The sequence below is a fragment of the Nostoc sp. C117 genome, assembly GCF_043099735.1.
Classification (GTDB): domain Bacteria; phylum Cyanobacteriota; class Cyanobacteriia; order Cyanobacteriales; family Nostocaceae; genus Nostoc.
The window spans coordinates 6,779,804-6,805,519 of sequence record NZ_CP170991.1 but is presented as its reverse complement, the minus strand read 5'-3'; the positions used below and the strand labels follow the sequence as shown (position 1 = coordinate 6,805,519).

18 protein-coding genes and 1 tRNA gene are annotated in these 25,716 nt (G+C 40.1%); 12 read left to right on the top strand and 7 right to left on the bottom strand.

Annotated features, from left to right (window positions below; translation table 11 throughout):
- The first annotated feature begins 77 nt into the window (after positions 1–77).
- The 7 genes from hutH to ACFG4S_RS29110 all read left to right on the top strand — a co-directional run bounded on the left by hutH (position 78) and on the right by ACFG4S_RS29110 (position 12,493).
- Positions 78–1,778, top strand: a complete 1,701-nt coding sequence (gene hutH / locus ACFG4S_RS29140; RefSeq protein WP_392532380.1) for a histidine ammonia-lyase — start codon at positions 78–80, stop codon at positions 1,776–1,778.
- 245 nt (positions 1,779–2,023) lie between these two features.
- Positions 2,024–5,377 (top strand): AMP-binding protein, encoded by a 3,354-nt coding sequence (locus ACFG4S_RS29135; protein ID WP_392532379.1) that lies wholly within the window; start codon positions 2,024–2,026, stop codon positions 5,375–5,377.
- A 47-nt stretch (positions 5,378–5,424) separates the two neighbouring features.
- Complete coding sequence (locus tag ACFG4S_RS29130) at positions 5,425–8,562, top strand: thioester reductase domain-containing protein (RefSeq protein WP_392532378.1); 3,138 nt, start codon at positions 5,425–5,427, stop codon at positions 8,560–8,562.
- Positions 8,563–8,708: 146 nt separating this feature from the next.
- Positions 8,709–9,332, top strand: coding sequence for an O-methyltransferase (locus ACFG4S_RS29125; protein WP_392532377.1), 624 nt, complete (start codon positions 8,709–8,711; stop codon positions 9,330–9,332).
- An 80-nt stretch (positions 9,333–9,412) separates the two neighbouring features.
- Positions 9,413–10,759: a cytochrome P450 gene (locus tag ACFG4S_RS29120; protein WP_392532376.1), complete on the top strand. Its 1,347-nt coding sequence runs from the start codon at positions 9,413–9,415 to the stop codon at positions 10,757–10,759.
- A 287-nt stretch (positions 10,760–11,046) separates the two neighbouring features.
- Positions 11,047–11,796, top strand: coding sequence for an SDR family oxidoreductase (locus ACFG4S_RS29115; protein ID WP_392532375.1), 750 nt, complete (start codon positions 11,047–11,049; stop codon positions 11,794–11,796).
- A gap of 118 nt (positions 11,797–11,914) precedes the next feature.
- Positions 11,915–12,493, top strand: coding sequence for a PEP-CTERM sorting domain-containing protein (locus ACFG4S_RS29110; protein ID WP_392532374.1), 579 nt, complete (start codon positions 11,915–11,917; stop codon positions 12,491–12,493).
- Between the two features lie 235 nt (positions 12,494–12,728).
- Here the strand turns inward: ACFG4S_RS29110 and ACFG4S_RS29105 are convergent, their stop codons facing one another.
- The 5 genes from ACFG4S_RS29105 to argF form a co-directional block, all read right to left on the bottom strand.
- The gene (locus ACFG4S_RS29105; protein ID WP_392532373.1) at positions 12,729–14,801 is read right to left on the bottom strand and encodes an AAA family ATPase; all 2,073 of its coding nucleotides are present in this window, start codon (positions 14,799–14,801) and stop codon (positions 12,729–12,731) included.
- Positions 14,798–14,971, bottom strand: a complete 174-nt coding sequence (locus tag ACFG4S_RS29100) for a hypothetical protein (RefSeq protein WP_292754103.1) — start codon at positions 14,969–14,971, stop codon at positions 14,798–14,800. The genes ACFG4S_RS29105 and ACFG4S_RS29100 overlap by 4 nt, the downstream gene beginning before the upstream one ends.
- A gap of 331 nt (positions 14,972–15,302) precedes the next feature.
- Positions 15,303–16,778: a DNA phosphorothioation system restriction enzyme gene (locus tag ACFG4S_RS29095; RefSeq protein ID WP_392532372.1), complete on the bottom strand. Its 1,476-nt coding sequence runs from the start codon at positions 16,776–16,778 to the stop codon at positions 15,303–15,305.
- 107 nt (positions 16,779–16,885) lie between these two features.
- A complete protein-coding gene (lexA, locus tag ACFG4S_RS29090; protein WP_392532371.1) occupies positions 16,886–17,491 on the bottom strand; it encodes a transcriptional repressor LexA in 606 nt (201 codons plus the stop codon).
- 232 nt (positions 17,492–17,723) lie between these two features.
- Complete coding sequence (argF, locus tag ACFG4S_RS29085) at positions 17,724–18,644, bottom strand: ornithine carbamoyltransferase (protein WP_392532370.1); 921 nt, start codon at positions 18,642–18,644, stop codon at positions 17,724–17,726.
- Positions 18,645–18,985: 341 nt separating this feature from the next.
- Between argF and ACFG4S_RS29080 the strand changes: the two genes are divergently transcribed.
- Positions 18,986–19,057, top strand: a tRNA-Thr gene (locus ACFG4S_RS29080).
- A 61-nt stretch (positions 19,058–19,118) separates the two neighbouring features.
- Here the strand turns inward: ACFG4S_RS29080 and ACFG4S_RS29075 are convergent.
- Entirely contained in the window at positions 19,119–19,781 is a 663-nt protein-coding gene (locus ACFG4S_RS29075) for a response regulator (protein WP_392532369.1), read from the bottom strand.
- A gap of 29 nt (positions 19,782–19,810) precedes the next feature.
- A complete protein-coding gene (locus ACFG4S_RS29070; RefSeq protein ID WP_392532368.1) occupies positions 19,811–21,028 on the bottom strand; it encodes a sensor histidine kinase in 1,218 nt (405 codons plus the stop codon).
- A gap of 523 nt (positions 21,029–21,551) precedes the next feature.
- Here ACFG4S_RS29070 and ACFG4S_RS29065 point away from each other — a divergent pair.
- The 4 genes from ACFG4S_RS29065 (at position 21,552) to ACFG4S_RS29050 (ending at position 25,640) form a co-directional block, all read left to right on the top strand.
- Positions 21,552–21,935: a hypothetical protein gene (locus tag ACFG4S_RS29065; protein WP_392532367.1), complete on the top strand. Its 384-nt coding sequence runs from the start codon at positions 21,552–21,554 to the stop codon at positions 21,933–21,935.
- 228 nt (positions 21,936–22,163) lie between these two features.
- Positions 22,164–23,444 (top strand): S41 family peptidase, encoded by a 1,281-nt coding sequence (locus ACFG4S_RS29060; RefSeq protein WP_392532366.1) that lies wholly within the window; start codon positions 22,164–22,166, stop codon positions 23,442–23,444.
- Between the two features lie 166 nt (positions 23,445–23,610).
- Positions 23,611–24,519, top strand: a complete 909-nt coding sequence (locus ACFG4S_RS29055; RefSeq protein WP_392532365.1) for a hypothetical protein — start codon at positions 23,611–23,613, stop codon at positions 24,517–24,519.
- Between the two features lie 143 nt (positions 24,520–24,662).
- Positions 24,663–25,640, top strand: a complete 978-nt coding sequence (locus ACFG4S_RS29050) for an RpoD/SigA family RNA polymerase sigma factor (protein ID WP_392532364.1) — start codon at positions 24,663–24,665, stop codon at positions 25,638–25,640.
- Positions 25,641–25,716: the final 76 nt, after the last annotated feature.

Below are 25,716 nucleotides of genomic sequence, written 5' to 3'. Positions count from 1 at the left end.
CCGGCTGCATTTTCGTAAATCAAAGGGTTTCTTTTCGCTTTATTTCCATTAGTTAACCTTCATAGATGCAATAAATCATGACTGAAATCATACAAGAACAACTCACACCTTCTTTGGCACAAAAGTTAGAGTCTACAAAATCACCAAAGGCAACAGTTACTGTAGGTGGTTTTTTAAACATAGATCAGGTTGTACGAGTTGCTCGTCATTATGCACAGGTAAATATAACTGATAACAACGAAATTCTAGAAGGTGTGCAAGCATCCTGCGATTACATTAACAAAGCAGTTGAAGCTGGTCAGGCAATATATGGTGTAACTAGTGGTTTTGGTGGGATGGCCAATGTTGCCATCAAACCGGAACTAGCAGAGCAACTACAGAACAATCTTGTTCGATATCATAAAGTCGGTGCAGGACAAATGTTACCCCTAGCAGATGTCCGAGCCGCAATGCTTGTACGAGTCAATTCTCACTTGAGAGGAGCATCCGGCATTCGACTAGAAGTAATTCGACGTATGGAGATTTTCCTGAATGCTGGTGTAACTCCCTACGTATATGAGTTTGGCAGCATTGGTGCAAGTGGTGATTTAACTCCACTGTCCTATATTACCGGTGCATTGTTTGGACTGGATCGCAGTTATAAAGTTGACTTTAATGGCGAAGAAATCGATGCTTTAACAGCGCTATCTCGACTAGGATTACCAGCGTTGAAATTGCAACCCAAAGAAGGGTTAGCGATGATGAACGGTACTTCTGTAATGACAGGGATTGCAAGTAATACTGTATACGATGCACGCATAGGGCTAGCATTGACGATGGGCATCCATGCACTGTTTATTCAAGGTTTGAATGGAACAAATCAGTCATTTCACCCATTTATTCATCAATGTAAACCTCATGTTGGCCAAATTTGGGCAGCTTCTTGCATATTGGAGTTATTGCAGGGATCGAGTTTAATCCGCAATGAGTTAGATGGCTCTCATGACTATCGAGGGCAACAACCGATCCAAGATCGTTATTCACTGCGTTGTTTGCCACAGTATCTCGGACCGATTATCGAGGGAATTGAGCATATTTCTAGTCAAATTGAGGTGGAAATTAATTCCGCCACAGATAACCCGTTAATTGATGTTGCTAATCAAGTGAGCTATCACGGTGGCAATTTTCTCGGGCAACATGTAGGGATTGCGATGGATCAACTGCGTTACTATATTGGGCTGTTGGCGAAACACCTTGACACACAAATTGCGCTTTTAGTTGCACCCGAATTTAACAATGGACTCTCCGCCTCTTTGGTGGGTAATACTGAGCGTGTAGTTAATATGGGACTCAAGGGGCTACAAATCACTGGAAACTCGATTATGCCTCTGTTGGGCTTCTATGGAAACTCAATTGTCGATCGCTTTCCGACTCACGCTGAACAATTTAACCAGAATATTAATAGCCAAGGATTTAATTCGGCGAATTTAGCTCGTCGTTCAATGGAACTGTTTCAACAATATTTAGCATTGGCGCTGATATTTGGAGTTCAAGCTGTCGATTTGAGAACTTATGTGATTGCAGGTCATTACAATGCTACTGAGTGTTTATCACCTGCAACTCAAGAATTGTATATGGCTGTGCGAAATGTGGTTGGAAAACCGCCTTCACCCAATCATCCCTACATTTGGAATGATGACGACCAATTCCTTGACCAGCACATTGCTCTGATTGCTCATGATATTTCGGTGGGTGGTCAGATTGTGCAAGCCGTTGACAAAATTAGAGCGAGCTTTTAGTCAGGTTTCAGTTAAAGTCCTGATTAATAGGTTGTTTGCTCAATACCTTTGCCAATTTACAAGTATTGACATATAGGAAACCTAAATGATGTCAAATTACTGAATTTCATCAGCTACTCCACAAATCACCTTGCATATTTAGGCCGGGCAAGATAATCCGAAGTTCTGAGCTAAAGCTTCCTTGGCTCAGACTTCTTGATTATTCTTCCATAAGACAACATTAATAATAAGTTAAAGAAAATATTATGATATTTCGCAGTTCATATGCTGATATTTTTATACCCGATCGCCCACTGACAGAATTTGTCTTAGACAGAGCAGTAGAATTAGCGGACAAACCAGCTTTCATTGAAGGGCTGACTAATCGCACAGTCAGTTATGGACAACTAGCTTCCTCCATCGCTAAAGTTGCTTCTAACTTGGCAGCCCGTGGTTTCTCCAAGGGTGATGTATTGGCTATTTACAGTCCTAACCTTCCCGAATATGCGATCGCTTTTTATGCGGTAGCCACTTTAGGTGGAATTACTACCACAGTCAACCCCTCTTATACAACCCAAGAACTTGCATACCAACTCAATGATGCTGGAGCAAAATATCTGCTCACCATTCCGGAACTGCTAGAGCAAGCATTAGAAGCGGTTGCTCAGTCAAAAATAGAAGAAGTGTTTGTGTTTGGTGAAGCAAATGGAGCTACTTCATTTTCTCTGCTTTTAGAAGGGGAAGCAAAAGTACCATCCATACAGTTCACTCCCGAGGCAGACTTGGTAGGATTATTCTACTCTAGTGGGACTACCGGTCTGCCTAAAGGTGTGATGTACACCCATCAGACATTTTTGGCAAACTTTCACCAATTTCAACACTGCGAACCGATGAGTGAAGCTGATACACTCATCGGTGTTTTACCTTTCTTTCATGCCTACGGCATGAACATGCTAAATTACAGCCTTGCTTGTGGCGCAACTATTGTGACGATGCCACACTTCGAGCTAGAGATATTTCTCAACTTGATGGAAAAACACAAAATCACCCGTATTTATGTCGCACCGCCAATTGTGCTAGCGCTAGCAACCCAGCCAATAGTCGATAAATACAATCTTTCAAGTTTGCGGGCGATTACTTCTGGAGCCGCGCCATTAAACCCAAACTTAATACAACAGTGCCAAAAACGTTTCAGCAATTGTGTCGTCAAGGAAGTGTATGGCTCGACGGAAACACTTATGTGTATGGGTAGTCTAGACGAACGCGACAAGATTAAACCAGGCTCGGTAGGTCAATGTATCAGAAATATTGAATGTCAAATTATAGATGTTGATACCGGACAGTCATTAAACTACAATCAACTGGGAGAACTGTGGATACGCGGGTCCCAGTTAATGAAAGGCTATTGGAATAATCCCGAAGCAACCGCTAACGCAATCGATTCAGAAGGTTGGTTTCACACCGGGGATATTGCCTATATTGATGAAGACGGTTACTTTTACATAGTCGATCGCATTAAGGACTTGATTAAATGTAATGGCTACTCAATAGCGCCAGCAGAACTAGAAGCAGTCTTGTTGAGTCATCCTGCTATTGCTGATGCTTGTGTAATTCCTGTTGAACATGCGAGCAGTGGACAAATTCCCAAAGCATTTGTGGTCTTAAAAGACAAAAGCAAGGCAACGCCAGAAGAAATTATAGAGTTTACAGTTGCAAAAGTCGCGCCTTATAAAAGGATACGTCAGCTAGAATTTATAGAGCAAATTCCCAAATCTCCTGCGGGCAAAATTTTGCGCCGACTTTTAATCCATCAAGAACTCAAGAAAATTAGGGATGAGTCGGAAGCAATAATGAACCCGACTGAGTTTCGCCAAAAATTAGAAGCAGCTGGTTCAGCATCAGATGTCCGTTCGGTTGTAATGGCTCATGTTCAGTCCCTAATTATTCAAGTTTTAGGATTAGACTCGTCTCTGATTATCAGCCCTCAACAAGGTCTAGTCAACCTGGGGATGGATTCCGTGATGGCTATCCAGTTAAAAAGCCACTTAGAAAATAGTTTTAAATGCCTCTTGCCTTCTACTTTAGCCTTTGTTTATCCGACTGTTGAAACCCTAGTTGATTTTCTCATTTCTGAGCCCTTACTAGCAAAAGCCACATGTGATTCAGCTAATGTAGTAACATTCATCCCCCAAGCTAGTAGTTGGCATCCATTTCAATATAGAGAGTTTAATTCTCTCTCATCGATGACAACTCTTCCCTCGAATATACATATACCTTTATCTCAAATACAGCGGTGTCTCTGGGACAGGATGCAATTACGTCCTGACACCAACGCTTACCATGTTAACTTTGCCGTAAATTTTACAGGTTCTCTCTGTTTAAAGACTTTAGAGCAAAGCTTCAATGAGGTTCTCCATCGTCATGAAATTCTCCGCACGACCTTTACCATTTTAGATGGTCAACCCGTACAGGTTATCACTCCATTTCAATTACTACCATTAAAAATAGTAGATCTACAAAACTTATCTCTAACAAAGCGAGATGCTGAAGCTGAAAAAATCATGATTTCCTTGTTCCAAGAGCCTTTTAACCTCACGAATAGTCTCTTGATTAAGGTAATCTGCCTACGAATTGCTCCCCAAGAGCATAGGCTACTGATTTCAATGCATCATCTGATTTCAGATGGTCTTTCAGTTGGTATTTTCTATCGAGAGTTGAGAAAAATCTATCAAGCTTTGACAACTAATAAGTTTATTGATGCAGAAACTATATTGCCTAAATTACAATTTCAGCATCAAGATTTTGTATCCTGGGAACAGCAGTTTTTACAAGAAAGGCTACAAGAACCACAACAAGATTATTGGCAAAAAAAATTAATAGATGCTCATCCAACTGTTTTACCACCGGACTATTCTCAACAAAGTGGTGATTATAACTTAGCTGCCGACTTTTATTCTCTTGTTTTACCTGATGATCTCCTAACATCTATTAAACATCTCAGCGAGCGCCAAGGAGTCACTGTATTTGTAATTTTACTTGCTACTTTAAAAATAAGTTTGTTTAAATGGACTGGGCAAACCGACATTTTGTTGGCTGGACTACACAATAGCCGTAACAAAATAGAACTAGAGAAAATGATTGGTTGTATTTTCACACAAGTCTATTGGAGAAGTAAAATATCGGAAACTCAAACAGGATTGATGTTCTTAAACCAAGTTCAACAAACACTTGTTGAAGCTTTAGCCAATCAAGATATTTTACTTTTCTCCAATTTGCCAGTTATAAAGCAAGATTGGGCAAAAGATATTCCGCCGATGATAAATATCAGTAATGTTTACGCTCATAATCTTCCAACCAAATGGAACGAGGAGCTAGAATGTCAAATTCTAGATGCGATGAGCGCTTTCAATGAAATGTGGACTAATTTTGAAAACATACAACTTTTTTACTTATCCTATCCGACCGAATATTATGAGAAATTGATGATTAAAATTTTCTTCAATGTTTCGGTTTATAAAAAGGAAACTATCGAGCAGTTTATAAATTCTTATCAGGAAATTTTACATAATTTTGTGCATCAACCAGATATGAAAGTGCTGGATATTATCAAATTGGTTTAATTGAGATTCCAGATTAATAATTTAATAATTAAGTGAGAGAAAATATTATGATATTTCGCAGTCCATACCCTGATATTTTTATACCCGATCGCCCACTAACAGAATTTGTCTTACACAGAGCAGTAGAATTAGCGGACAAACCAGCTTTCATTGAAGGGCTGACTAATCGCACAGTCAGTTATGGACAACTAGCTTCCTCCATCGCTAAAGTTGCTTCTAACTTGGCAGCCCGTGGTTTCTCCAAGGGTGATGTATTGGCTATTTACAGTCCTAACCTTCCCGAATATGCGATCGCTTTTCATGCTGTCGCCACTTTAGATGGAATTACTACCACAGTCAACCCCTCTTATACAGCCCAAGAACTTGCATACCAACTCAATGATGCTGGAGCAAAATATCTGCTCACCATTCCGGAACTGCTAGAGCAAGCATTAGAAGCGGTTGCTCAGTCAAAAGTAGAAGAAGTGTTTGTGTTTGGTGAAGCAAATGGAGCGACTTCATTTTCTCTGCTTTTAGAAGGGGAAGCAAAAGTACCATCCATACAGTTCACTCCCGAGGCAGACTTGGTAGGATTATTCTACTCTAGTGGAACTACTGGTCTGCCTAAAGGTGTGATGTACACCCACCAGGCATTTTTGGCAAACTTTCACCAATTTCAACACTGCGAACCGATGAGTGAAGCTGATACACTCATCGGTGTTTTACCTTTCTTTCATGCCTACGGCATGAACATGCTAAATTACAGCCTTGCTTGTGGCGCAACTATTGTGACGATGCCACACTTCGAGCTAGAGATATTTCTCAACTTGATTGAAAAACACAAAATCACCCGTATTTATGTCGCACCGCCAATTGTGCTAGCGCTAGCAACCCAGCCAATAGTCGATAAATACAATCTTTCAAGTTTGCGGGCGATTACTTCTGGAGCCGCGCCATTAAACCCAAACTTAATACAACAGTGCCAAAAACGTTTCATCAATTGTGTCGTCAAGGAAGCCTATGGCTCGACGGAAACAATGATGGTGATGAATACCCCAGACGAACGCGACAAGATTAAACCAGGCTCGGTAGGTCAATGTATCAGAAATATTGAATGTCAAATTATAGATGTTGATACCGGACAGTCATTAAACTACAATCAACCGGGAGAACTGTGGATACGCGGGTCCCAGTTAATGAAAGGCTATTGGAATAATCCCGAAGCAACCGCTAACGCAATCGACCCAGACGGTTGGTTTCACACCGGGGATATTGCCTATATTGATGAAGACGGTTACTTTTACATAGTCGATCGCATTAAGGACTTGATTAAATGTAATGGCTACTCAATAGCACCAGCAGAACTAGAAGCAGTCTTGTTGAGTCATCCTGCTATTGCTGATGCCTGTGTAATCAAAAGTCCTCATCGTAGTAGTGGCGAAGTTCCCAAAGCTTTTGTTGTGCTGAAAGAACTAGCTACGGCAGAGCAAATAATGGAGTTTGTCGCTGGACAAGTAGCACCTCAAAAAACGATCCGTAGACTGGAATTTGTGGATCAAATTCCCAAATCACCTTCTGGCAAAATTTTACGCCGAATATTGGTAGAACAAGAATTTATCAAAATAAAAGAAAATACTAAATTTGAACAACCATTAGAGCAACGACTTGAGTTTTTGCAAGAATTAGATGATGCTTCTCTCAGTCAACGTCAAGAACTATTAGTTGCTTATCTCCGGGATCAATTTGTCAAAATTTTAGAAATAGATTCTTTGCAACATCTGGATACAGAGAAGCCGTTGAAGGAACTCAGGCTAGATTCTCTAATGAATATCGATCTAAAGAATCGCATTGATACTGAACTAGGAGTAGACATACCTATAGAAGTGTTGATTGGCGACTCCAATATCAATCAGGTGGTAAATTTATTGCTGGAGCAATTAGCAGCAAAAAAGACAATTTTTTCAAAACCTTCATTAACTGGCACTGTTATAAGTGAATTAGTAACAGATTTGAATTCTGAGGCTGTTTTGGAGTCTACAATCTTCCCAGAATATCCACATGAGGCATTTATAACCGATCCTACTGCTATTTTATTAACTGGAACTACAGGTTTTTTGGGAGCATTTTTACTCCAAGAACTTTTGCAGCAAACTCAGGCAAACATTTATTGTTTAGTACGTTCTACTGATGCTAATTCAGGTAAAACCAGGATTAAAAATAATTTAGAATCTTATGGCATTTGGAATGAGAATTTATCTGCAAGAATTATTCCTGTTGTGGGAGATTTATCTCAACCATTGTTAGGTCTGTCATCTGAAGAATTTGAAAAGATGAGCAGCCTGATTGATGTTATTTATCATAATGCTGCTTGGATCAATTATGTTTATCCCTACTCAGCACTAAAGCCTACCAATGTTTTAGGAACGCAGGAAATTCTCAGATTGGCGAGTATTGACAAAATCAAACCAGTACATTACATTTCTACTGTCGCTGTTTTTGAATCACCTGCTTATGCAGGAAAAATAGTCACTGAATCGGATGAACTCGTTCATAGTGAGGGAATGCAACTTGCTTACTCCCAGAGTAAATGGGTAGCAGAAAAGTTGATGATGATAGGGAGCGATCGAGGAATTCCAGTTTCAATTTACAGACCACCATTTATTTCCGGCCATAGTCAGACAGGCGCTTGGTATAAAGATGATGTGATTTGCCGTACTATCAAAGGCTGTATTCAAATGGGGAGTATGACAGATATAACTGATAGATTGGATTTGGCTCCGGTAGATTATATCAGCCAAAGTATTGTGTATTTATCGAAGCAAAAAGATTCTATCGGAAAAACTTTTCACTTAAACAATCCTCAACCTTGTAATTGGAGCCAACTAACAGATTTTATCCGCTCTTTTGGCTATCCGATTGAGCATATTAATTATCGAGACTGGCAAATGCAAGTAAGTAATATTGTACGTTCCAGAGAAAACCCCTTGTACCATCTTTTACCCTTTTTTCTCAAGAACTTGTCTCAAGAACAACTCGCTATTTCTGAGGAGAATCAGCAATCAAAAGATCCACAACTTAGTTGTTCTGCAACGCAGATTGCTCTAAATGGTAGTTGTATAACTTGCCCTCCCGTCAATGCCCAATTACTAGATACCTATTTTTCCTATTTCATCCGTAGTGGTTGGCTCGACTTAGCTCCAAATTAACAGAAAAAATAATGTAGAAGGTTGCTTTTTACAAATACCTTAATCAAGCTTTTAAACTATTCTTTTGCGAGATAAAAGCTTTACAACATCTGATCTGTCTGTTTATATCCATACTCTACTCTTTTTTTAGCGAAGGTATTGCTCTTATGAAAGAATTACGCATAGTTAATGTACTATCCGAATTTGATGCTCTCTTAGAGGCAGAACAAAATCAACTCAAAGTACTCAGTCCTCAAGAAAGAGGAAAGCATCGAGATGAAATGATGCTGGCAGTTGGCTCACAAACTGGACAGTTCTTGAATATGCTTCTGAAAACCCAAGGTGGCAAACGCATTCTCGAAATTGGTACTAGCGTTGGCTATTCAACAATTTGGTTAGGCGAAGCTGCACGGGTAAATGGTGGCCATCTCACTACTCTGGAATATGTTGCTACTAAGCAAGCGCAAGCGGTGGAAAATATTCGTAAGGCTGGTTTAGAGGATTTTGTCGACTTTCAACTTGGTGATGCTGTACAGTTAGTCGAGAATTTACCAGGATCGTGGGATTTTATCTTGCTTGATATTTGGAAAGATGCTTACATTCCCTGCTTCGATCGCTTTTATGAAAGGCTTGCTCCAGGGGCGATTGTTGTTGCAGATAACATTACTTCTCCTCCCGATTTTCGCGCAATTATGAAGGAATATCAAGAATATGTCCGCAGCAAGCCAGACTTAGAATCAATTCAAATCGATATTGGTCAAGGTCTGGAGTTAACACGAAAAGCTATCTAATTCCGCATACTTGCATTGGCTCTTTATGGGCCGATCGCATAAAAGCTCTGATAGTTCTTGACAATGTTTAAAACAATACAATGATGATGAATCAAGATGTATTTAAATTACCTGGTCCGGGAGGAGCATCTGTAGTTGATACATTGGCTAATTTGAACGAAGATAAATTGGCTTTTTTAACTAAATGCTCTCGTGAATATGGGGATGTTGTGCCGCTACAAATCGGTACACATCCATCTCTATTAATCAATAGTCCTGGCTATATTGACCAAGTGTCAAAAGATCGGGCTTTGTTTATTAGAGGCCCCAATGTGCGTACTTCTTTGCAAGGGCTACTTGGCGAAGCGTTATTTCTCAAGGAAGGAGAATCTTGGTTTCATCAGCGACGCATTACTCAACCAGTCCTTCATCATAAGCGTATTAGCAACTATGGTGACATTATAATAGCCTATACTGAGCGCTTGCTCGACACTTGGCAAGATGGCGAAATCCGTAATGTTCAGCCAGACATGATGCGTCTCACTTTGAACATTATGTGGAAAGTAATCTTCAACCACGATCTGAGTGAGCAAGAGGCACAAGACATCGGTTACATTTTGGGCGTATCTACGAGATTGTTTGAGGGCAATCCCCAACATTTAGAGGAGCATTCAGCAACGAATAACCTGCGTTACGAGCGTATTCTTCAAGAGATGGATCGATATATTTATTCTCTGATTCAGTCGCGCAGACAAAGTGGTGAAGACCCAGGTGATATGCTTTCGATGCTGATGCAAGTTCGCGATCAAGATGATAATAGTCAAATGAATGATAAGCAACTTCGAGACGAAGTTGTGTCTTTAGTTTTTGCAGGACAAGAAGCAGTAGCTGTGGTTTTGTCTTGGACTTTTCTGCTGATATCGTTACATCCAGAAGTACAAACCAAGTTACTGACGGAGTTAAATCAGGTATTGGGTGGTCGATCTCCTTCAGTTGCCGATCTACCACACTTGTGTTACACCGAGTCGATAATTAAGGAGGCAATGCGGCTTTATCCACCAGTAGCAGTTATGCCTCGTATAAGTATTCAAGATTACGAACTTGATGGTTATAAAGTACCGACAGGATGCACAGTTTTAATAAGTTCGTGGACAATGCATCGACATCCGCGCTACTTTGAACAGCCAGATATATTTAATCCCGATCGCTGGGCTAACGGTTTAGAAAAGCAGTTACCAAGAGGAACCTATTTTCCATTTGGCCATGGGCCGCGTATTTGCATCGGTAAGAGTCTTGCACAAATGGAAATGTTATCTATCGTTGCAACTATTGTTCAAAAGTACCATTTGAAACTAGTGTCAGATTTTAATATCGTACTGTGGGCAACTATTACTCTGCGATCGAAACAAGGCGTTCCACTTCAGTTACATTTACGCGAACAATCTTAAAATTCAAAAAGACCGTAATTCGTAATATTTCCGCATAGCGGAAGTTGAGCGTAGTCGAAACTGAGTACAAGTTTGTAATACTTCGGCTCCCTTCTCCTGTCGGAGACGCTGCGCGAACGGCTTTGCGGTAGTTAAATCTCAACTTCTCCTAACGGAGACGCTACGCGAACGCTCGATTTCCGCGTAGTCGAAACTCAGGGCAAGACGCTCAGTACAAGTTCGTAATTCGTAATTCCCATTGCGTACATTCAACAAACTTCCATATCATAAACCACTGATTATGCATTATGACAGGAAAACTAGTTAACAAAGTTGCGATTATTACAGGTGCATCATCTGGGATCGGTGAAGCAACTGCCATTGCACTAAGCATAGAAGGTGCAAAGGTTGTGATTACAGCTCGGCGGAGCGATCGCTTAGAAGCCATTGCTCAAAAAATCCGAGAAAAAGGTGGACAAGTATTACCCATTGTTGCGGATATTAGTGATGAGGCACAAGTTCAGCGGGTAATCGAGCAAACTCAAGCTAAATGGGAAACTGTCGATATTCTGATTAACAATGCTGGTGTGATGCTTCTGGGGCCAATTGAAGGAGCAGATACTGAAGATTGGCGTAGGATGTTTAATTTGAATGTTTTGGGATTATTATATGGCATTCACCGCGTTTTACCAATTATGAAAGCTCAAGGTAGTGGACATATTATTAATTTGTCCTCGGTTACAGGACGTTGGGTAAAGGCGGGTTTTGCTGTCTACTCTGCTACGAAATGGTCAATAAATGTCATTTCTGAGGCCTTGCGCCAGGAAGTCTATAAACACAATATCCGCGTCACTAGCATTCAACCAGGATTAGTAGAGACTGAACTCATCAACCACATTACCAACCCACAAGCGAAACAGAACGCAGAAAATTATTATCAATCCATGAAAAATCTTAGCAGTGAAGATATTGCCAATGCGATCGTCTACGCACTAACGCAACCACCCCACGTCAATATCAATGAAATTTTAGTACGTCCAACAGCGCAACAAGATTAATCGGGCGTTCCTAAAGAAGTAACGATTGTTAACCTCCCCTTTTTTTTGATGTCACCTGTAAGCTTCGTGCTATCCCAGCATATTTATTTATCATTGACATAAGTTGGAATATTTTCTGATGAAATTAGCTAAAAATTTTGGTATCGCTGCTGTTGCTGCTAGTATTTTTGTTGTTGGTGCTAAACCAGCACAAGCTGCCTTATTAAATTACAATTTTACTGTAAATGCCACATCTGGTAGCAACCCAGGTAAATATTTCGGTTCTTTTCAATACGATGACTCGGACTTAACTAATATAGGTTTTGAGAGATTGAATGTTAATAATGGATTAGCACTTACATTCAACTATTTGGGTATTAACTATACACAGGCAAATGATGCTGATTTCAACAGTTTTCCCATAGTTACCTTCAACGATGGTCAACTTTTGGGACTAAGCTATTTTGTTCCAGACCAGTTTGTGATCGATAGTGATGTAGATTCTCTAAATGTTGGAGGAGACAGATTTTATGTGATTCAGCAATCAGTAAATGCGATAGAAGTAGGTACTGTAAGCTATACGAGAGTACCGGAACCTTTAGGTATTAGTGGTACTGCGATCGCTACTGTTATAGGATTGTGGATGCAACGCAAAAAGAAAGCCACAAAATTGATAGCTTATCCCTCTTCAATCACTCTAGGTAGAGGAAAAATATAAAGCCTCGGATTATCAATCTAACTTTTCACGGCATGTAGAAAAGGTCATTTTGATGGTTTCCCAAGTTACTAGGGCGAGTACCAGTTTATGCCGCAAGAAAAGCTGATAGAGTCAGTAGGAGTTAAAACTAGAATAGATGTTCAATCATTCGATTGAACATCTATCGTAAGCTTCTGTACTAGGAGAGAGTAGTTAGACCATTAGACAAGGATACTGAATAAATTTACTTTATACTTTAAACATTACGTTCAACCGCAATAATTTCAGTGTATTCATACTCATTCGGACTTTGCTTCACCAAAGGATATGTTTCGCCACCCAACTTAATATAATCTTGTTCGCAATCCGGCTTAGAGGAATAATATGTAAGCACATATTCTCTACCAATTCTGTTTGTAATTTCTGTTTCTACTTCACCCCGCCACTGAGTTTTTGTTACTAAAACTATCAGCTGATTCGCTAATTTAGGAATCGTCTTCGCAATGTGTCGCCGCGAACTTTCATCCAAACTACCAAAAGGCGAATCCATAACAATAGGAAAAGTGCTACTATCAGGAATCATCATCATTTTTCGTTTCTCACTCCATTCTCTTACTTTGTCAATAATGCTGGCAATAAAAGATAAACTGAGAATTTGATTCTGTCCCGTTGATGCTGCAACTAATGCTTCTATACCTGTAGTATTTTCTACTAATGTTAGTTCATATTTATCGCTAATTTTAGGAATATATGGAGTTACAGAAATTTCTGTGAATATCTCTTGTACTCGTTTTTCAAGTTGCAGACGAAATTGTTGTTCTTGACGATTTCTAACTTCTGTTAAGCGTTCGATTGCATCTTGTGTAGCATTAATTCGTCGCTGTGCTAAAGTTTGCTTGTCTTCATTCAGCTTTTGTTTAGCAATTTGTTTATTCAAACTTTCAATCTCAGTTGTCATCTGAACAATTTGCTGCTGATTTGCGCCTTGTTCTCGATTTAATTCATCAATTTTACTTTCAATTTCATCTAACCGTTTTTGCAAACTGCTAATTTCTTCATTCGCATCTTTTCGCAGCCGTTCTTGAATATTGTCTAAATCGCCTTCAATTTGAGATATGCTTTGCCTTAATTGATTAATTCTAGTTTGTTCTCTATCAACTTCTTCCCAAAATCCTATAGCTTGCTTATCAATTTCATCTACTTGAGCTATCATGCGAATTGCAGTTTCTTCCACCGCCGAAGAACCTGCTTTGTTTAACCAGGTACTCACATGAGTATGAGAATGATTACCCTCGTGTAATTCTGCGCCACAAATACAGCGTCGAGAATTGAGTAAATCATTGACAAATTCCCGCGAAATTCCTGATGTTAACTCGCCTCGCGCCTTCAAATTATTGATAATTCCGCGAAACTGTGCTGTAGTTTCTGACAGTAAAACGGTATAACCCCGCGCCGAAATAATTTTTTTCAGCGCTTCTTTGGTTTTTTTATATTCTTCTTGATTCGCCGCTTTCTGCGATTCTAAATTCTGCCATCTTTCTTGTAATTCCTTCGCAGCACTCAGTTCTCGTAATCGGTTACTTGTCTCTTTTTTAAAAGTTTGTTGATATTCTAATTCTTCTTTAATTTCCGCTTGTCGTTTGCTAATGCGTTCGCGTTCTCGCTCTATCTTGTCTTGCTGTCGTAATAACTGTTTAGTTTGGGAATCACCAATAGCTTTTAAATCATTTTCTAGAGTTTTTTTAGCATCTCCCAAATGTCTAATAGAACGGTTGATTACCTCGACACCTAAGAAGATTTTTGTGGCTTCAGCAATTTCAGTTTTTTTGTCAGAACGGACTATTTCTTCAATTCGTTCGCCGTCAAAGAAAAAATATTGATGTAAAATAGCTGGTAAAATTTGATTGATTATATCGTCTGGCTGCTGATTTGGTATATTCCATTTGCCATCATCTCCACCTACCCACATGGTTAATTTAGTTTTACCAGCATCAAAATCACCTTCGTTTTTATAACCCCGACAGGCGCGTTTGACTCGATAGCGTTTACCTTCATGTTCCCAACCAATCTCTACCCAACATTCTACAGGTTGACCTTTGGGAGTTTCAGCGATCGCTCTTTTATTTACTAGCTGTTCTATCGATGCAAATGCTGCACTAAATTTTTCATATAATACCCAAGTAAAGGCATTTAGTAAACTGGTTTTTCCAGAGCCATTATTACCATGAATAATCGTCGTGTTGCGATCGTCTCCACTAGCCAGGATCATTTCTGGTGTCGTACCATAAAAGGAACGAAAGTTGCAGAGCTTAATTGAAGTCAGCTTCATTGCACCTCTTCCTTCACAATGTCCAAAATATTATCATTTATATGGCTGTTAATCTTTTTATCTAACCTGCCCTTTTCTAACTTCCATACCCGCTCAATAATTCGCCGTACTTCCGGTGGAGCGCTGGTTATTGGCTCCTGCACATCATCGATATTCGCCTCTTGTGACATCTTGTGTTTTTAAAGATACTTTTTCTCTATTTTAACTTTCTCTAGTGCTAAAATCGCCTCCGTAAAGCCACTGTTAGCCCGATCTTTAATTTGGCAAAAACTGTTTTTGGAAATTTATAATTTTCTGGGAAAAAAGACTTTATTATTGAATCTGTTTCTCTTATTATTTGTATTAACTAATATAGATTATAATGGGATGATATTGAAATTTTTAAGGCAAGCTAAACCCAATTATGATCGAACTCATAATTTTATTATCTCATACTTAATACTGCTTTTCTCCAAACTCGAAAAATTTTTACAAAAAAATACAACTTTCTCTAATTCATCATCAAATATCTAATAGACCATATCGTTTTTGTAAATCCAGTAATTTCATTCTGGCAACGCCCGCATTATCAGCTAAATCAGCAAATTCGACAAAGCGGCGCAATTCTTTTTTTAACAGATTCCGTTCAACTTCTATCGTTTCTCTATCCAAGTCTGGTGGTAAAACAATCATGTCAAATATAGTCGCACGTTCCTTAGTAGGATGAGGACGTAAAACTCGTCCCCGTCGCTGGATAAACTGGCGGGGATTACCAGAACTTGATAAAATCACCGCAGTTTGAATTGCCGGAATATCGACACCTTCATCTAAACAACGAATTGCTACCAAACCTTGCAATTCGCCGGTTTCAAATTGATGACGCAAAATTTCCCTTTCTTGTAAAGATGTTTGAGCCGTGTAAGTGCTTACCTTATAGCCCAAATCTACTCCTAAAATTTTGGAAACTGCTTTGAGTTGGCGTAGGGATGAACGTTGTCCCGCATCGTGAGAACCATCACTACAATAAAAAAGAGTGTGGGTAGTTTCGCGGCGAGTTGTCATTAAATCCCGTAAAGCATTTAATTTATTTTCGGCTGCACCAATTAACCTTGCTCTTTGCATCAATAACGGTTTTAAATCTTCATTGTCTTCAAAATCTCCGCTATTTTCTCGATCGCGATAAAGTAGCGATCGCCCAATTCTTTTAGTTAGCTTTAAATAAGCAATACTTTCTGCTTCGGTTAACTCTACCAGTACCGGATAATACAGATAATGTACCAAAGCACCTTGAGCGATCGCGTCCCGCAAAGTAAACTCTGGCTGGAGAACTGGGCCAAAATAATCAAATAGAGATTGCGTACCAAAATCATCAAAATATCTCTCCGGTGTGGCAGATAAAGCTAATCGCAACCCAACACTGCGCGGCAAACTTTCTTCTAACTTGGGTGCCCCTAAATTATGTGCCTCATCCCCAATAATTAAAGTTTTGGCGGGAAAATATTTGAGTTGAGACTGAAACCCATCTCCAATTAAAGTGGAGTTCGTAGTAATCACCGTGACAAAGCGTTGAGAACCAGAACGGAGATTATAAATTTGGGTAGAAAGTTGACTTTGCCAAGTGCGTAAATTCTCGAAAGCTAAAATGGGTTGTAAATTAAATTTTTCACATTCTCGTGCCCATTGGGTGACGAGATGGCGATAGGGACATACCACCAATAACACTTGTAAATTAATCTGCTGATATAATTCACAAGCGATCGCTAATGCAGTAATGGTTTTACCACTACCAGTAGCCATTTTCAGCGTCCCTCTGCCATTGTTGGTAAACCAGCTAGCGATCGCTTGTTGCTGATATTGCCGCAATTGTAAAGATGGAGGTCTTCTTGGACATCCTGGTAATGGTTGCGAAGTTTGATAACTGCCCTTACTTTCCCTTACAAATGGCAATTTTAATCGGAAAGTGGGCAGTTGCTGCACTGAATTTTGCGTCAGGTACATATTCATTAGTCATTAGTCATTGGTCATTAGTACTTATCTTTCCCAGTCCCCATTACCCCTTATCCCCAGAGGAGACCCCATCTTCCCTATTCCCCAGTCCCCATTACTCAGTTGTAACCTCGCCAAACACCAATGAGAGAACCTTGTACCTGTACTTGCATAGCACTGACTTCAATGGGATTGTACTTAGGATTAGCTGGCTTAAGAGTAACGCGATCGCCTTGGCGATAAAAACGTTTTAATGTGGTACCAAATCCATCAACTCTAGCGGCGACGATAGTGCCATTTTTTAAATGATTGGGTTCTGCTACTGGACGCAGAAATACTACATCGCCATCAGCAATTAAATCTTCAATCATGCTATCGCCAGCTACGCGCAAAGCATAAGTTTGGGGAGGTAATGAGAAATTAGAAAAGTCTAGATGATCTACAGCATCAGTAAACGGTTCTATTAAACCACCAGCCGCGATCGTGCCCAAAATTGGTACACCTTGTTTAACAGGACGCAAAATCCGAATCGTTCGTGCTTGTCCTTCAGTCCATTCTATATATCCCTTAGTGCGTAAATGTTCTAAACGACTTTGAATTGGTGCTGGTGACTTCAAGTTCATCGCTTGCATCATTTGCCGAATTGAAGGCGAATGCTGGTGCATTCTGATGTATTCTGCCAACCATTCGTAAAGTTCTTGTTGAGCTTCAGTTAGACGTTCCATAAATTTGTGGGAAGTAATTATAAATGTCTCTAGAACATTAGTACTACAAAAAACTCCCCATAAGCAATAGAAAACTAAAAATATAAAAGGCAAAAGTAAGATTATTTTTTTCTCTTTTGCCTTTTGACAAATAAGTAATCCAGAAGAAAAGAGGGTAAAACTAAACCAAACAAGTTACAGGAAAGAAAAGTATACCCAATGCCCGATACCCAATGCCCAATATCCCACTCCCTTATTGTGCCCCTAAAAGACTCGCAAGCAAAGCTTTTTGCGCGTGCAGGCGATTTTCTGCCTGTTCCCAAACTCGTGATTGAGAACCTTCAATAACTGCTTCGGTAATTTCTTCACCGCGATGGGCTGGTAAACAGTGTAAAACAATTGCCTCTGGTTCAGCAAGACTCAATAGCTGCTCAGAAATTTGGTAAGGCTGGAAAATTGGTAGCCGATTATCAGCTTCTGCTTCTTGCCCCATACTTGCCCAAACATCAGTATAAAGTACAGCAGACCCCTTGGCAGCTAATTCTGGATCGTGAGTGATGAGGATTTCAGTTTTGTTATTAGCGATCGCTCTTGCTTGTTCTACAATCCTAGAATCTGGCTCATATCCTTTAGGGGTAGCAATTCTAACATTCATTCCCACCAAAGCACAACCCAACATCAGAGAATTAGCCACATTATTCCCATCACCCACATAGGTTAAAGTTAACCCAGCAAGGGTGCTAAAACTTTCTTGAATCGTCAATAAATCCGCTAGTATTTGACAAGGATGTTCTGCATCAGTCAGCGCATTAATTACCGGAATCTTGGCATAGCGAGCAAAAGTTTCTAGATCCTGCTGTGCAAAAGTGCGAATTGCCAAAATATCCAGATATCTATCTAACACCCGCGCCGTATCTTGCAAAGGTTCCCCGCGACTAACTTGAGTGACATTTGGGTTAAGATCGATTACTTGTCCGCCAAGTTGGTACATCGCCACAGTAAAACTTACCCGCGTCCGAGTTGAAGCTTTAGAGAACAACAACCCTAATACTTTATTGCAGTGCAACTTCAGCTGTTGTGATTTAAGCTGAGTTGCCAATTCCAAAAGTTGTTCCACTTCCGTTGGACTGATGTCCGCCAAACTTAATAAATCTCGTCCGTTCAACGCTGCCATGCTTGTGATCTGTAAAGAACAATTATATAGTTCTGTTCCTTTACCCAGCCGTGTCAAAAAAGTACAATTTGAGAAATGTACCAGATATTTTGGCGTCCAGCCCAGGATTTGAGTTAGCTTTTGCTATGAATATTAATTTATCATTGCTCCGCTCCGAAGGGTGTCGGGTTGCAGGTTTGAGTGTAAGTTGCCTAAATATCAGATTTTATGGTCTGATTGACGAGTAGGCAGATATTTATAATCATGGGAACTAGACAAATAAATTTATTATGGTACAATAAGAAATTGTGGTTGCTATTTGAGAGCCATGCCTAACAGTGGGCTACTCTTAAGCGAGACTTGCCAGCATAGCACAGTGGTAGTGCATCCGACTTGTAATCGGAAGGTCGCAGGTTCAAATCCAGCTGCTGGCCTTAACTGAAAACCCCTCAAAAGAGGGGTTTTCGCTTTTTTGACTTGTACAGTGACGCCAATTTATTCATTGGAAGTTACAATTAGTCCACTAAACAACGAATGAGCAAATAAAGCGGCTTGAGTGCGATCGCGTAAATTCAACCGACTCAGAATATTGGTAACATAATTTTTAACAGTGTTTTCTGAAAGAAACAGTGATTCAGCAATTTCACGGTTATTGGCTCCACAAGCAATTAGCCGCAATACATCTAATTCTCTGGGTGTAAGTTGCGCCAATTGGGGAGGGGGTTCCACGGACGGGACAGGTGTGACAATAGACGTGAGTGCTTTCTCAAACAATCCCGGACCGAGTAGGGTTTGTCCTTTGTAGACGGATCGAATTGCCAACATTAATTCATCTGGTTCGGTGTCCTTAAGCAAATAACCCTTTGCACCCAGGCGCATCGCCTGGGAAACATACTCATCATCATCAAAGGTGGTGAGAACGAGAACCTTAATATGGGGATATAGTTGAGCGATCGCCTTTGTGGTAGCAACTCCATCCATTACGGGCATCCGAATATCCATTAACACAATATCAGGTTGCAGTACGGCAATCTGTTCCAGTGCCCGTTGCCCATTTTCTGCCTCACCGATTACCTGCATCTCTGCATTCGACTCAAGCATACTCTTGAGTCCCTGGCGAATAAGATGCTGATCGTCAACTAATAAAATCTGAATCATAAGCTAAAACAATGAAGTGCGGAAAGTGGCTAAAATAACAGCTTTGATAGTGGCAAAGAAACAGAAATACAGCAACCTGTTCCTAGTTTACTGTGGAGATTTAATTGACCGCCCAGGGCAAACGCCCTTTCTCGCATCCCTTGTAGCCCAAAGCCAGTTGTATTTTGAGTGGGGTTAAAGCCTTTTCCATTATCTTCGATTGACAGATGAATCATCCCAGCGTGAGCCAGTAGTTTAACGCTGACATTCGTCGCTTGGGCGTGTTTGCAAATATTTGTCAGTGATTCTTGCACAATGCGGTATAAAGCCGTGTTTACTTCTATTGGTAAAGTGTGCGGTAGATCGATTTTACAGGAAGGTTCAATACCTGTGGTTTGCTGAAAATCTGTCAGCAGCTTTTCAATGGCTGATTTGAGAGATTGTCCTTGCAAAGGATTTGAACGTAAAACCGAAAGCGATCGCCGAATTTCTAGCAGCGCCTCAGCCCCCAGTTCTTTTGCCTGTTTAAGAAATGTCAATGCTTTATCGTTATTTGATTGCCAAAACAACAGAGTATTATTAATTTGAATGGTTTGGGCAGCGAGAGTGTGTCCTAACCCATCATGAATTTCGCGGGCAATTCGGTTGCGTTCCTGTAACGTTGCTTGATCTTCAATTCGTAGTGCATACTGGCAGAGTTGTTGATTGGTAATTTCTAATTGCTGATGGGCAATTTCTAACTGCTCTCGACTTTGGCGCTCTGCAAGCAGGGCATTAATTAACAATAAAGCGAATACTAACGTTAAGCTAAACAATAATATATTACTCAATCGCCAATCCCAGGACATGGCGATGAGTTTATCTCGGATAAAATTCTCTGGTACAATCGGTCTTGATAAAAGCAGTGTTCCATAAGAAAGCAGAGATAAAATCAAGACAAACAACTGTCCCGATCGCTTAAATATTAAACAACTCCGCATCACCAGTACCAGACACAGCAGAAAAACCGAGCGAGTAGATAAAGTATGTTGAGTTGCTGGTAGCAAAATTAAACTGAATTCTAAAGCTGTATAAAATAATTTTGTTTCCGGCTTAACCATTGGTAATTTCAAGCCCATTAAGCTGAAGGTAGCAATGGCCAGAACTCCTAGCAGCAAAGACCAAGACAACTGAAATGGCAGCAGAACTTCCATAAACACTGCTGTAGCTAATAACAGCCACTCTAGGTAAAGCAACAGACGAAACGATGGGTAAGTCAAGCGAACCATAGAACTGTTCCAACTCAATGGCCTTTCTAACAAAACCATAGGTATTTTCACAATTTTAGAGGTAAATAGTTAAACAACACATCAGTTTTTTGGAAATTACGGAGTTTGGAGAAATGGGAGGATGGAATTCGCGGGTATGCAGACAAAACCCACCGATCTGGGTTGGAAACTCGTTGAGTCCGCAGGTGGACTTAGTTTGTATTGCAATTTCTAATTGCCATGTATACTTGCATTCATTGAGATACTCCTTGAAGCTCTCCTTTCTATATAACGAATATGTCTCTATTCTCGATAGAGCCGTTTCGACTAATTAACTATTTCTAAATTAGGAAAAAAGTCACAATAATTTTAGTACTTTTTTCCTCTCCAGGTTAGGAATTCTAGCTCATGTAGAAACCGATCTTAACTTTTAAAATTAATTGGTGTGAAGAAAGCAGCAAATTTTCCAAGTTCTTCTAAACAGTCATGAACCGAAATTGAGTCAGAATAGTCCTATTACACACAACAAAAACAAGTGAAGTAAATGATTAAAAAACAGATAATTTTACCAACTCTGCTACTTGCAACTATTTTTATTGGCGGAATCACAGGTTGTACCAGTTCTAAGTCTCCAGATGTGTCTCAAGGAAACGACTCTGGGACAAAGGTATCTGACACTTCTACCCCAAACTCTCCAGCATCGAATACATCAGAACGTGCCCAGAAGCGCGAAGAACTTCGCAAGCAAATTGAGGCAGTTCTCACCCCAGATCAGGTAAAGGAATTGTCAACAAAATTACAACAAGGTGAAAAAATGCGTAAAGCAGTATTGAGCCTGAATCTTACTACTGAACAAAAGACTAAAATTCAGGATATTTTTAAGACTGCTTATCCCCACCGCAAAGGAAAATCGGAAGATAATTCGTAGTAATTTTATCAAAACATAATTCAGAATTCAGGAGTCAAAATTAGCTGCGCTAACAGAAATGAAATAATCTTTATACTTGACTTTGAGACTGAGCTTGTGTACTTCACCTCCCTTGAAATATCCTGTAATTCAGAAGTCATTATCTGCGACTGGGGATATTCAACCCTTCCTTGATTGCATTCTGAATTCTGGATTCCGAATTCTGTATTATTCTTCAAGAATTAAAGTATGTTTAAACAAAAATTTCTCGTCAAGATAGAACTAGCTGTGATAGCAGCAATCCTTGTAGGAACTGGTCTATATACTTCCAAAGCTCTAGGTAAACCGCAAACTAGCCCGCAAAAACTTGTGGATGAAGTGTGGCAAATCCTAGATAAAAATTATGTTGATGTCAGTTTTAACCATCAAGATTGGAAAGCAATTCGCCAGCAGTATCTTAGCCGTTCTTATACTTCCAATCAACAGGCTTATGGGGCGATCGCAGAAATGGTGGCCAAATTAGGCGATCGCTACACCGAGTTTTTTGATCCCCAAGAATTTAAAGCCCTAAATAATGACCTTTCTGGTAACCTCAGTGGCGTAGGGCTGGAACTGGCACAGAATGAAAAAACTAAAGCCTTAACGGTTGTCGCCCCCATTGAAGGAACACCTGCCTTCAAAGCAGGTATTTTGCCGGACGATATAATTGTCAAAATTAACGGTCAAATAACTCAGGGGATGAAAATTGATGATGCTGTTAAGCGAATTCTCGGTCCAGTAGGAACTAAGGTAGTACTGACGATTCAACGTGGCAATCAATCGCAAACTTTCAAACTTACCCGCGCAAATATTGCTATCCATCCTGTAACTTACAACGCGCAAACAACGTCAGCAGGTAAGATTGGTTACATTCGGTTGCCAGAATTTACTCAAACGTCCCCCGCAGAGATGCATCGTGCAATTGAAGCATTAGAAAAACAACAGGTACAGGGCTACGTTTTGGATTTGCGTTCCGATCCAGGTGGACTGCTGGATGCAAGTTTGCAAATTGCCAGTATGTGGTTGAAGCAAGGAGCGATCGTGTCTTTGGTAAATCGAGACCAAGTTAAAGATAGCTACAATGCTTCGGGACATCCTCTTACTAACAAACCCTTAGTAATATTGGTCGATAAGGGATCTGCTAGCGCCAGTGAAATTCTCTCAGGAGCATTACAAGATGATAATCGTGCCAGATTAGTAGGGACTCGCACCTTCGGTAAAGGTTTAGTTCAATCCGTAGAACCACTAGAAGATGGTTCAGCACTGAAATTAACGATCGCCAAATACTACACACCGAAAGGTCGAGATATTAATCATGTGGGCATTGCACCAGATATTACTGTGGAGTTAACCGAGGCACAACAGCAAGCATTAGTGCAAAACCGAACCTTGGGGACATTAGCCGATCCTCAGTATGCCACCGCAGTTGCTGACCTGAGCAAATTAATTCAGTCCGCGGACAATCATGTAAGTTTACAGCATGGGAAATGAAGGGGAAGAAGCTAGGAGGCAGGATAGCGCAGCGTAAAGCCTTCTCTACGAGAGGCTGCGCCAACGCTTAGAGCGAGTCTACGAGCGTCGGCAGAAGGTAAGAGCGCTATCCTGCCTTCCTTGATAAACACTGTCGAGAACAAGTCAGGAAGTGTATCTTTCAATCATGTCAACCCACAAAGCCCAACGACTACAAATTTATGAACCAGTCCCAGGTCTAAAAATCCTGGTTCAACTCAGTAATAATTCCCTGATTAGGGTAATAGTAGCTACTATTACTCGCCATCAACTAGCGATCGTTGGGCTTGTATTTGTTGCCACTCTAATTTTTTCTATGCGAGAAAACGCCCCTTGGCTGTCAGTACCTAAACAGGTAGCGATTGAATTCTTTTCTGCTGTATCCCAGTCTCTGGCTGCTTTATTGGGGGTGTTAATTGTTTTCCTCACGTTTACTAGTCAGTTGATCGCCCAAAGGAGATATGAGGACTACTATACACTTCAGATTCAGATTGACCAACTCATTCGTCTAACTCAGTCTCTTCCCTCTGAACTCAGTAATTTTGATAAAACTCTGATCGCACTGATTAACTATTTAGTTCCCTTGCATTTAAAGGATTTCCCAATTTCGGCAAATAGCTCCCAGGTGCTACCTTGGGAGAAGCTTTTAGATAATTTTAAGAATGAACATGAATTGATGCAAGTGCAGCAAAAATGCTCTTTAGCTACCCATCTGCACCAACAGCAAATTTTACTTGTCATCAATAACATGGAAGAAATACTAGAAAGATTTTCCCGGCTTTACAATCGCATTCTAGAGATGAGCCGTTTCATTCTCGCCATCGTCAAGTTGTCCTTTCTGTTGGGAGTTTCGCTTCTGTTTTTGCTGTTATTTGGCATTATCGATTTGCAAAGGAAGTTTCCCGATCTCAGTTTACCTGTAATTGTTTCTTTAGCAGCTTGGGTGTTAATTGCTCTTTTGGAGTTAGTACTTGATACCTGGTTTTTTTATAAAAACCTCTATGGGTCATCGAGTCACGATCTACGCTTTTTCCCAAATAAAAAATACCCTATTTAATCGGCAGATGCTAACTCAATATAGCAATCTGATTTGATTTATGAAATTACTTACTTAGGTAGGTAACAGGGTTGGTAGAACAGAAAAGATGGCATATAGATGCGTACCTAGCTTCGCCAAAATAAATACAATAGGAGTCCTATATGAGTAACTTAATATTCTCCAATACAAAAGCTATTAAAACAACCAAAGCATCTCTATTTACAACTGATACAGTACGTGCTTATCTTCAAGAAATTGGCCGGATACCTCTATTAACCCCGGAGGAAGAAATTATTTTTGCCCAACAAATTCAGCAGATGATGACAATATTTGCTGAATCACAAAAACTCACTGTTAAATTAAAGCGTACACCCACACTGCTAGAATGGGCTACCCAAATGCAGTTAAGTGAACAAGAACTACTTCAGCAGCTAAATCAAGGGAAAAAAGCCAAGCAGAAAATGATGGCGTCTAATCTCCGTCTGGTGGTGTCAATTGCCAAGCAATATCAGAGACGTAACTTAGAGCTAATGGACTTAATTCAAGAAGGTACTTTGGGTTTGGAGAGAGGAGTTGAGAAATTTAATCCGGCTTTAGGATACAAGTTTTCAACCTACGCTTACTGGTGGATTCGTCAAGGAATTACCAGAGCGATCGCCCAGCAAGGACGGGCGATTCGATTACCCATTCACATCAATGAAAAGTTAAACAAAATTAAGCGCGTTCAGCGAGAGTTATCTCAAAAACTCGGTCGGATTCCCACTACTGCGGAAATTGCTCATGCACTTTCTTTAGAGCCTAATCAAATTCGAGAATATCTAACTTTAGCTCGTCAAACTATCTCTCTGGATATTCGAGTTGGGTCGGAAAAAGAGATGCAGCTACAAGATTTAATAGAAGATTACAGATATTCGGAAAATGGCTATACCACTGAGCAATCTCTCAATCAAGAAGTTGAAAATTTATTGTCAAATTTATCTGAGCAACAACAAAAGATATTAGATTTGCACTTTGGTTTGACAGATGGACATCAACTTTCTCTAGAAGAGATTGGTCAGCGTCTGGGTATTAGTCGAGAACGAGTCAGACAGATAGAAAAGCAAGCTCTCAAACTTTTATATCAGCAGTTAAATCAGTAATAAATACAATTCAAAAAAAATAAGGATTGATGATGAAATATTTGGACTATGATTCTATAAAAGAGATTGAACAATA

What these genes read in the sequence shown, in the direction of transcription:
- ACFG4S_RS29055 (WP_392532365.1), top strand. Translation starts at nt 23,611, where the DNA reads ATGTCAACCCACAAAGCCCAACGACTACAAATTTATGAACCAGTCCCA.
- ACFG4S_RS29115 (WP_392532375.1), top strand. Translation starts at nt 11,047, where the DNA reads ATGACAGGAAAACTAGTTAACAAAGTTGCGATTATTACAGGTGCATCA.
- ACFG4S_RS29050 (WP_392532364.1), top strand. Translation starts at nt 24,663, where the DNA reads ATGAGTAACTTAATATTCTCCAATACAAAAGCTATTAAAACAACCAAA.
- ACFG4S_RS29135 (WP_392532379.1), top strand. Translation starts at nt 2,024, where the DNA reads ATGATATTTCGCAGTTCATATGCTGATATTTTTATACCCGATCGCCCA.
- ACFG4S_RS29120 (WP_392532376.1), top strand. Translation starts at nt 9,413, where the DNA reads ATGATGATGAATCAAGATGTATTTAAATTACCTGGTCCGGGAGGAGCA.
- ACFG4S_RS29070 (WP_392532368.1), bottom strand. Translation starts at nt 21,028, where the DNA reads ATGGTTCGCTTGACTTACCCATCGTTTCGTCTGTTGCTTTACCTAGAG.
- ACFG4S_RS29125 (WP_392532377.1), top strand. Translation starts at nt 8,709, where the DNA reads ATGAAAGAATTACGCATAGTTAATGTACTATCCGAATTTGATGCTCTC.
- ACFG4S_RS29065 (WP_392532367.1), top strand. Translation starts at nt 21,552, where the DNA reads ATGATTAAAAAACAGATAATTTTACCAACTCTGCTACTTGCAACTATT.
- ACFG4S_RS29105 (WP_392532373.1), bottom strand. Translation starts at nt 14,801, where the DNA reads ATGAAGCTGACTTCAATTAAGCTCTGCAACTTTCGTTCCTTTTATGGT.
- ACFG4S_RS29060 (WP_392532366.1), top strand. Translation starts at nt 22,164, where the DNA reads ATGTTTAAACAAAAATTTCTCGTCAAGATAGAACTAGCTGTGATAGCA.
- hutH (WP_392532380.1), top strand. Translation starts at nt 78, where the DNA reads ATGACTGAAATCATACAAGAACAACTCACACCTTCTTTGGCACAAAAG.
- ACFG4S_RS29130 (WP_392532378.1), top strand. Translation starts at nt 5,425, where the DNA reads ATGATATTTCGCAGTCCATACCCTGATATTTTTATACCCGATCGCCCA.
- lexA (WP_392532371.1), bottom strand. Translation starts at nt 17,491, where the DNA reads ATGGAACGTCTAACTGAAGCTCAACAAGAACTTTACGAATGGTTGGCA.
- ACFG4S_RS29110 (WP_392532374.1), top strand. Translation starts at nt 11,915, where the DNA reads ATGAAATTAGCTAAAAATTTTGGTATCGCTGCTGTTGCTGCTAGTATT.
- ACFG4S_RS29100 (WP_292754103.1), bottom strand. Translation starts at nt 14,971, where the DNA reads ATGTCACAAGAGGCGAATATCGATGATGTGCAGGAGCCAATAACCAGC.
- ACFG4S_RS29095 (WP_392532372.1), bottom strand. Translation starts at nt 16,778, where the DNA reads ATGTACCTGACGCAAAATTCAGTGCAGCAACTGCCCACTTTCCGATTA.
- ACFG4S_RS29075 (WP_392532369.1), bottom strand. Translation starts at nt 19,781, where the DNA reads ATGATTCAGATTTTATTAGTTGACGATCAGCATCTTATTCGCCAGGGA.
- argF (WP_392532370.1), bottom strand. Translation starts at nt 18,644, where the DNA reads ATGGCAGCGTTGAACGGACGAGATTTATTAAGTTTGGCGGACATCAGT.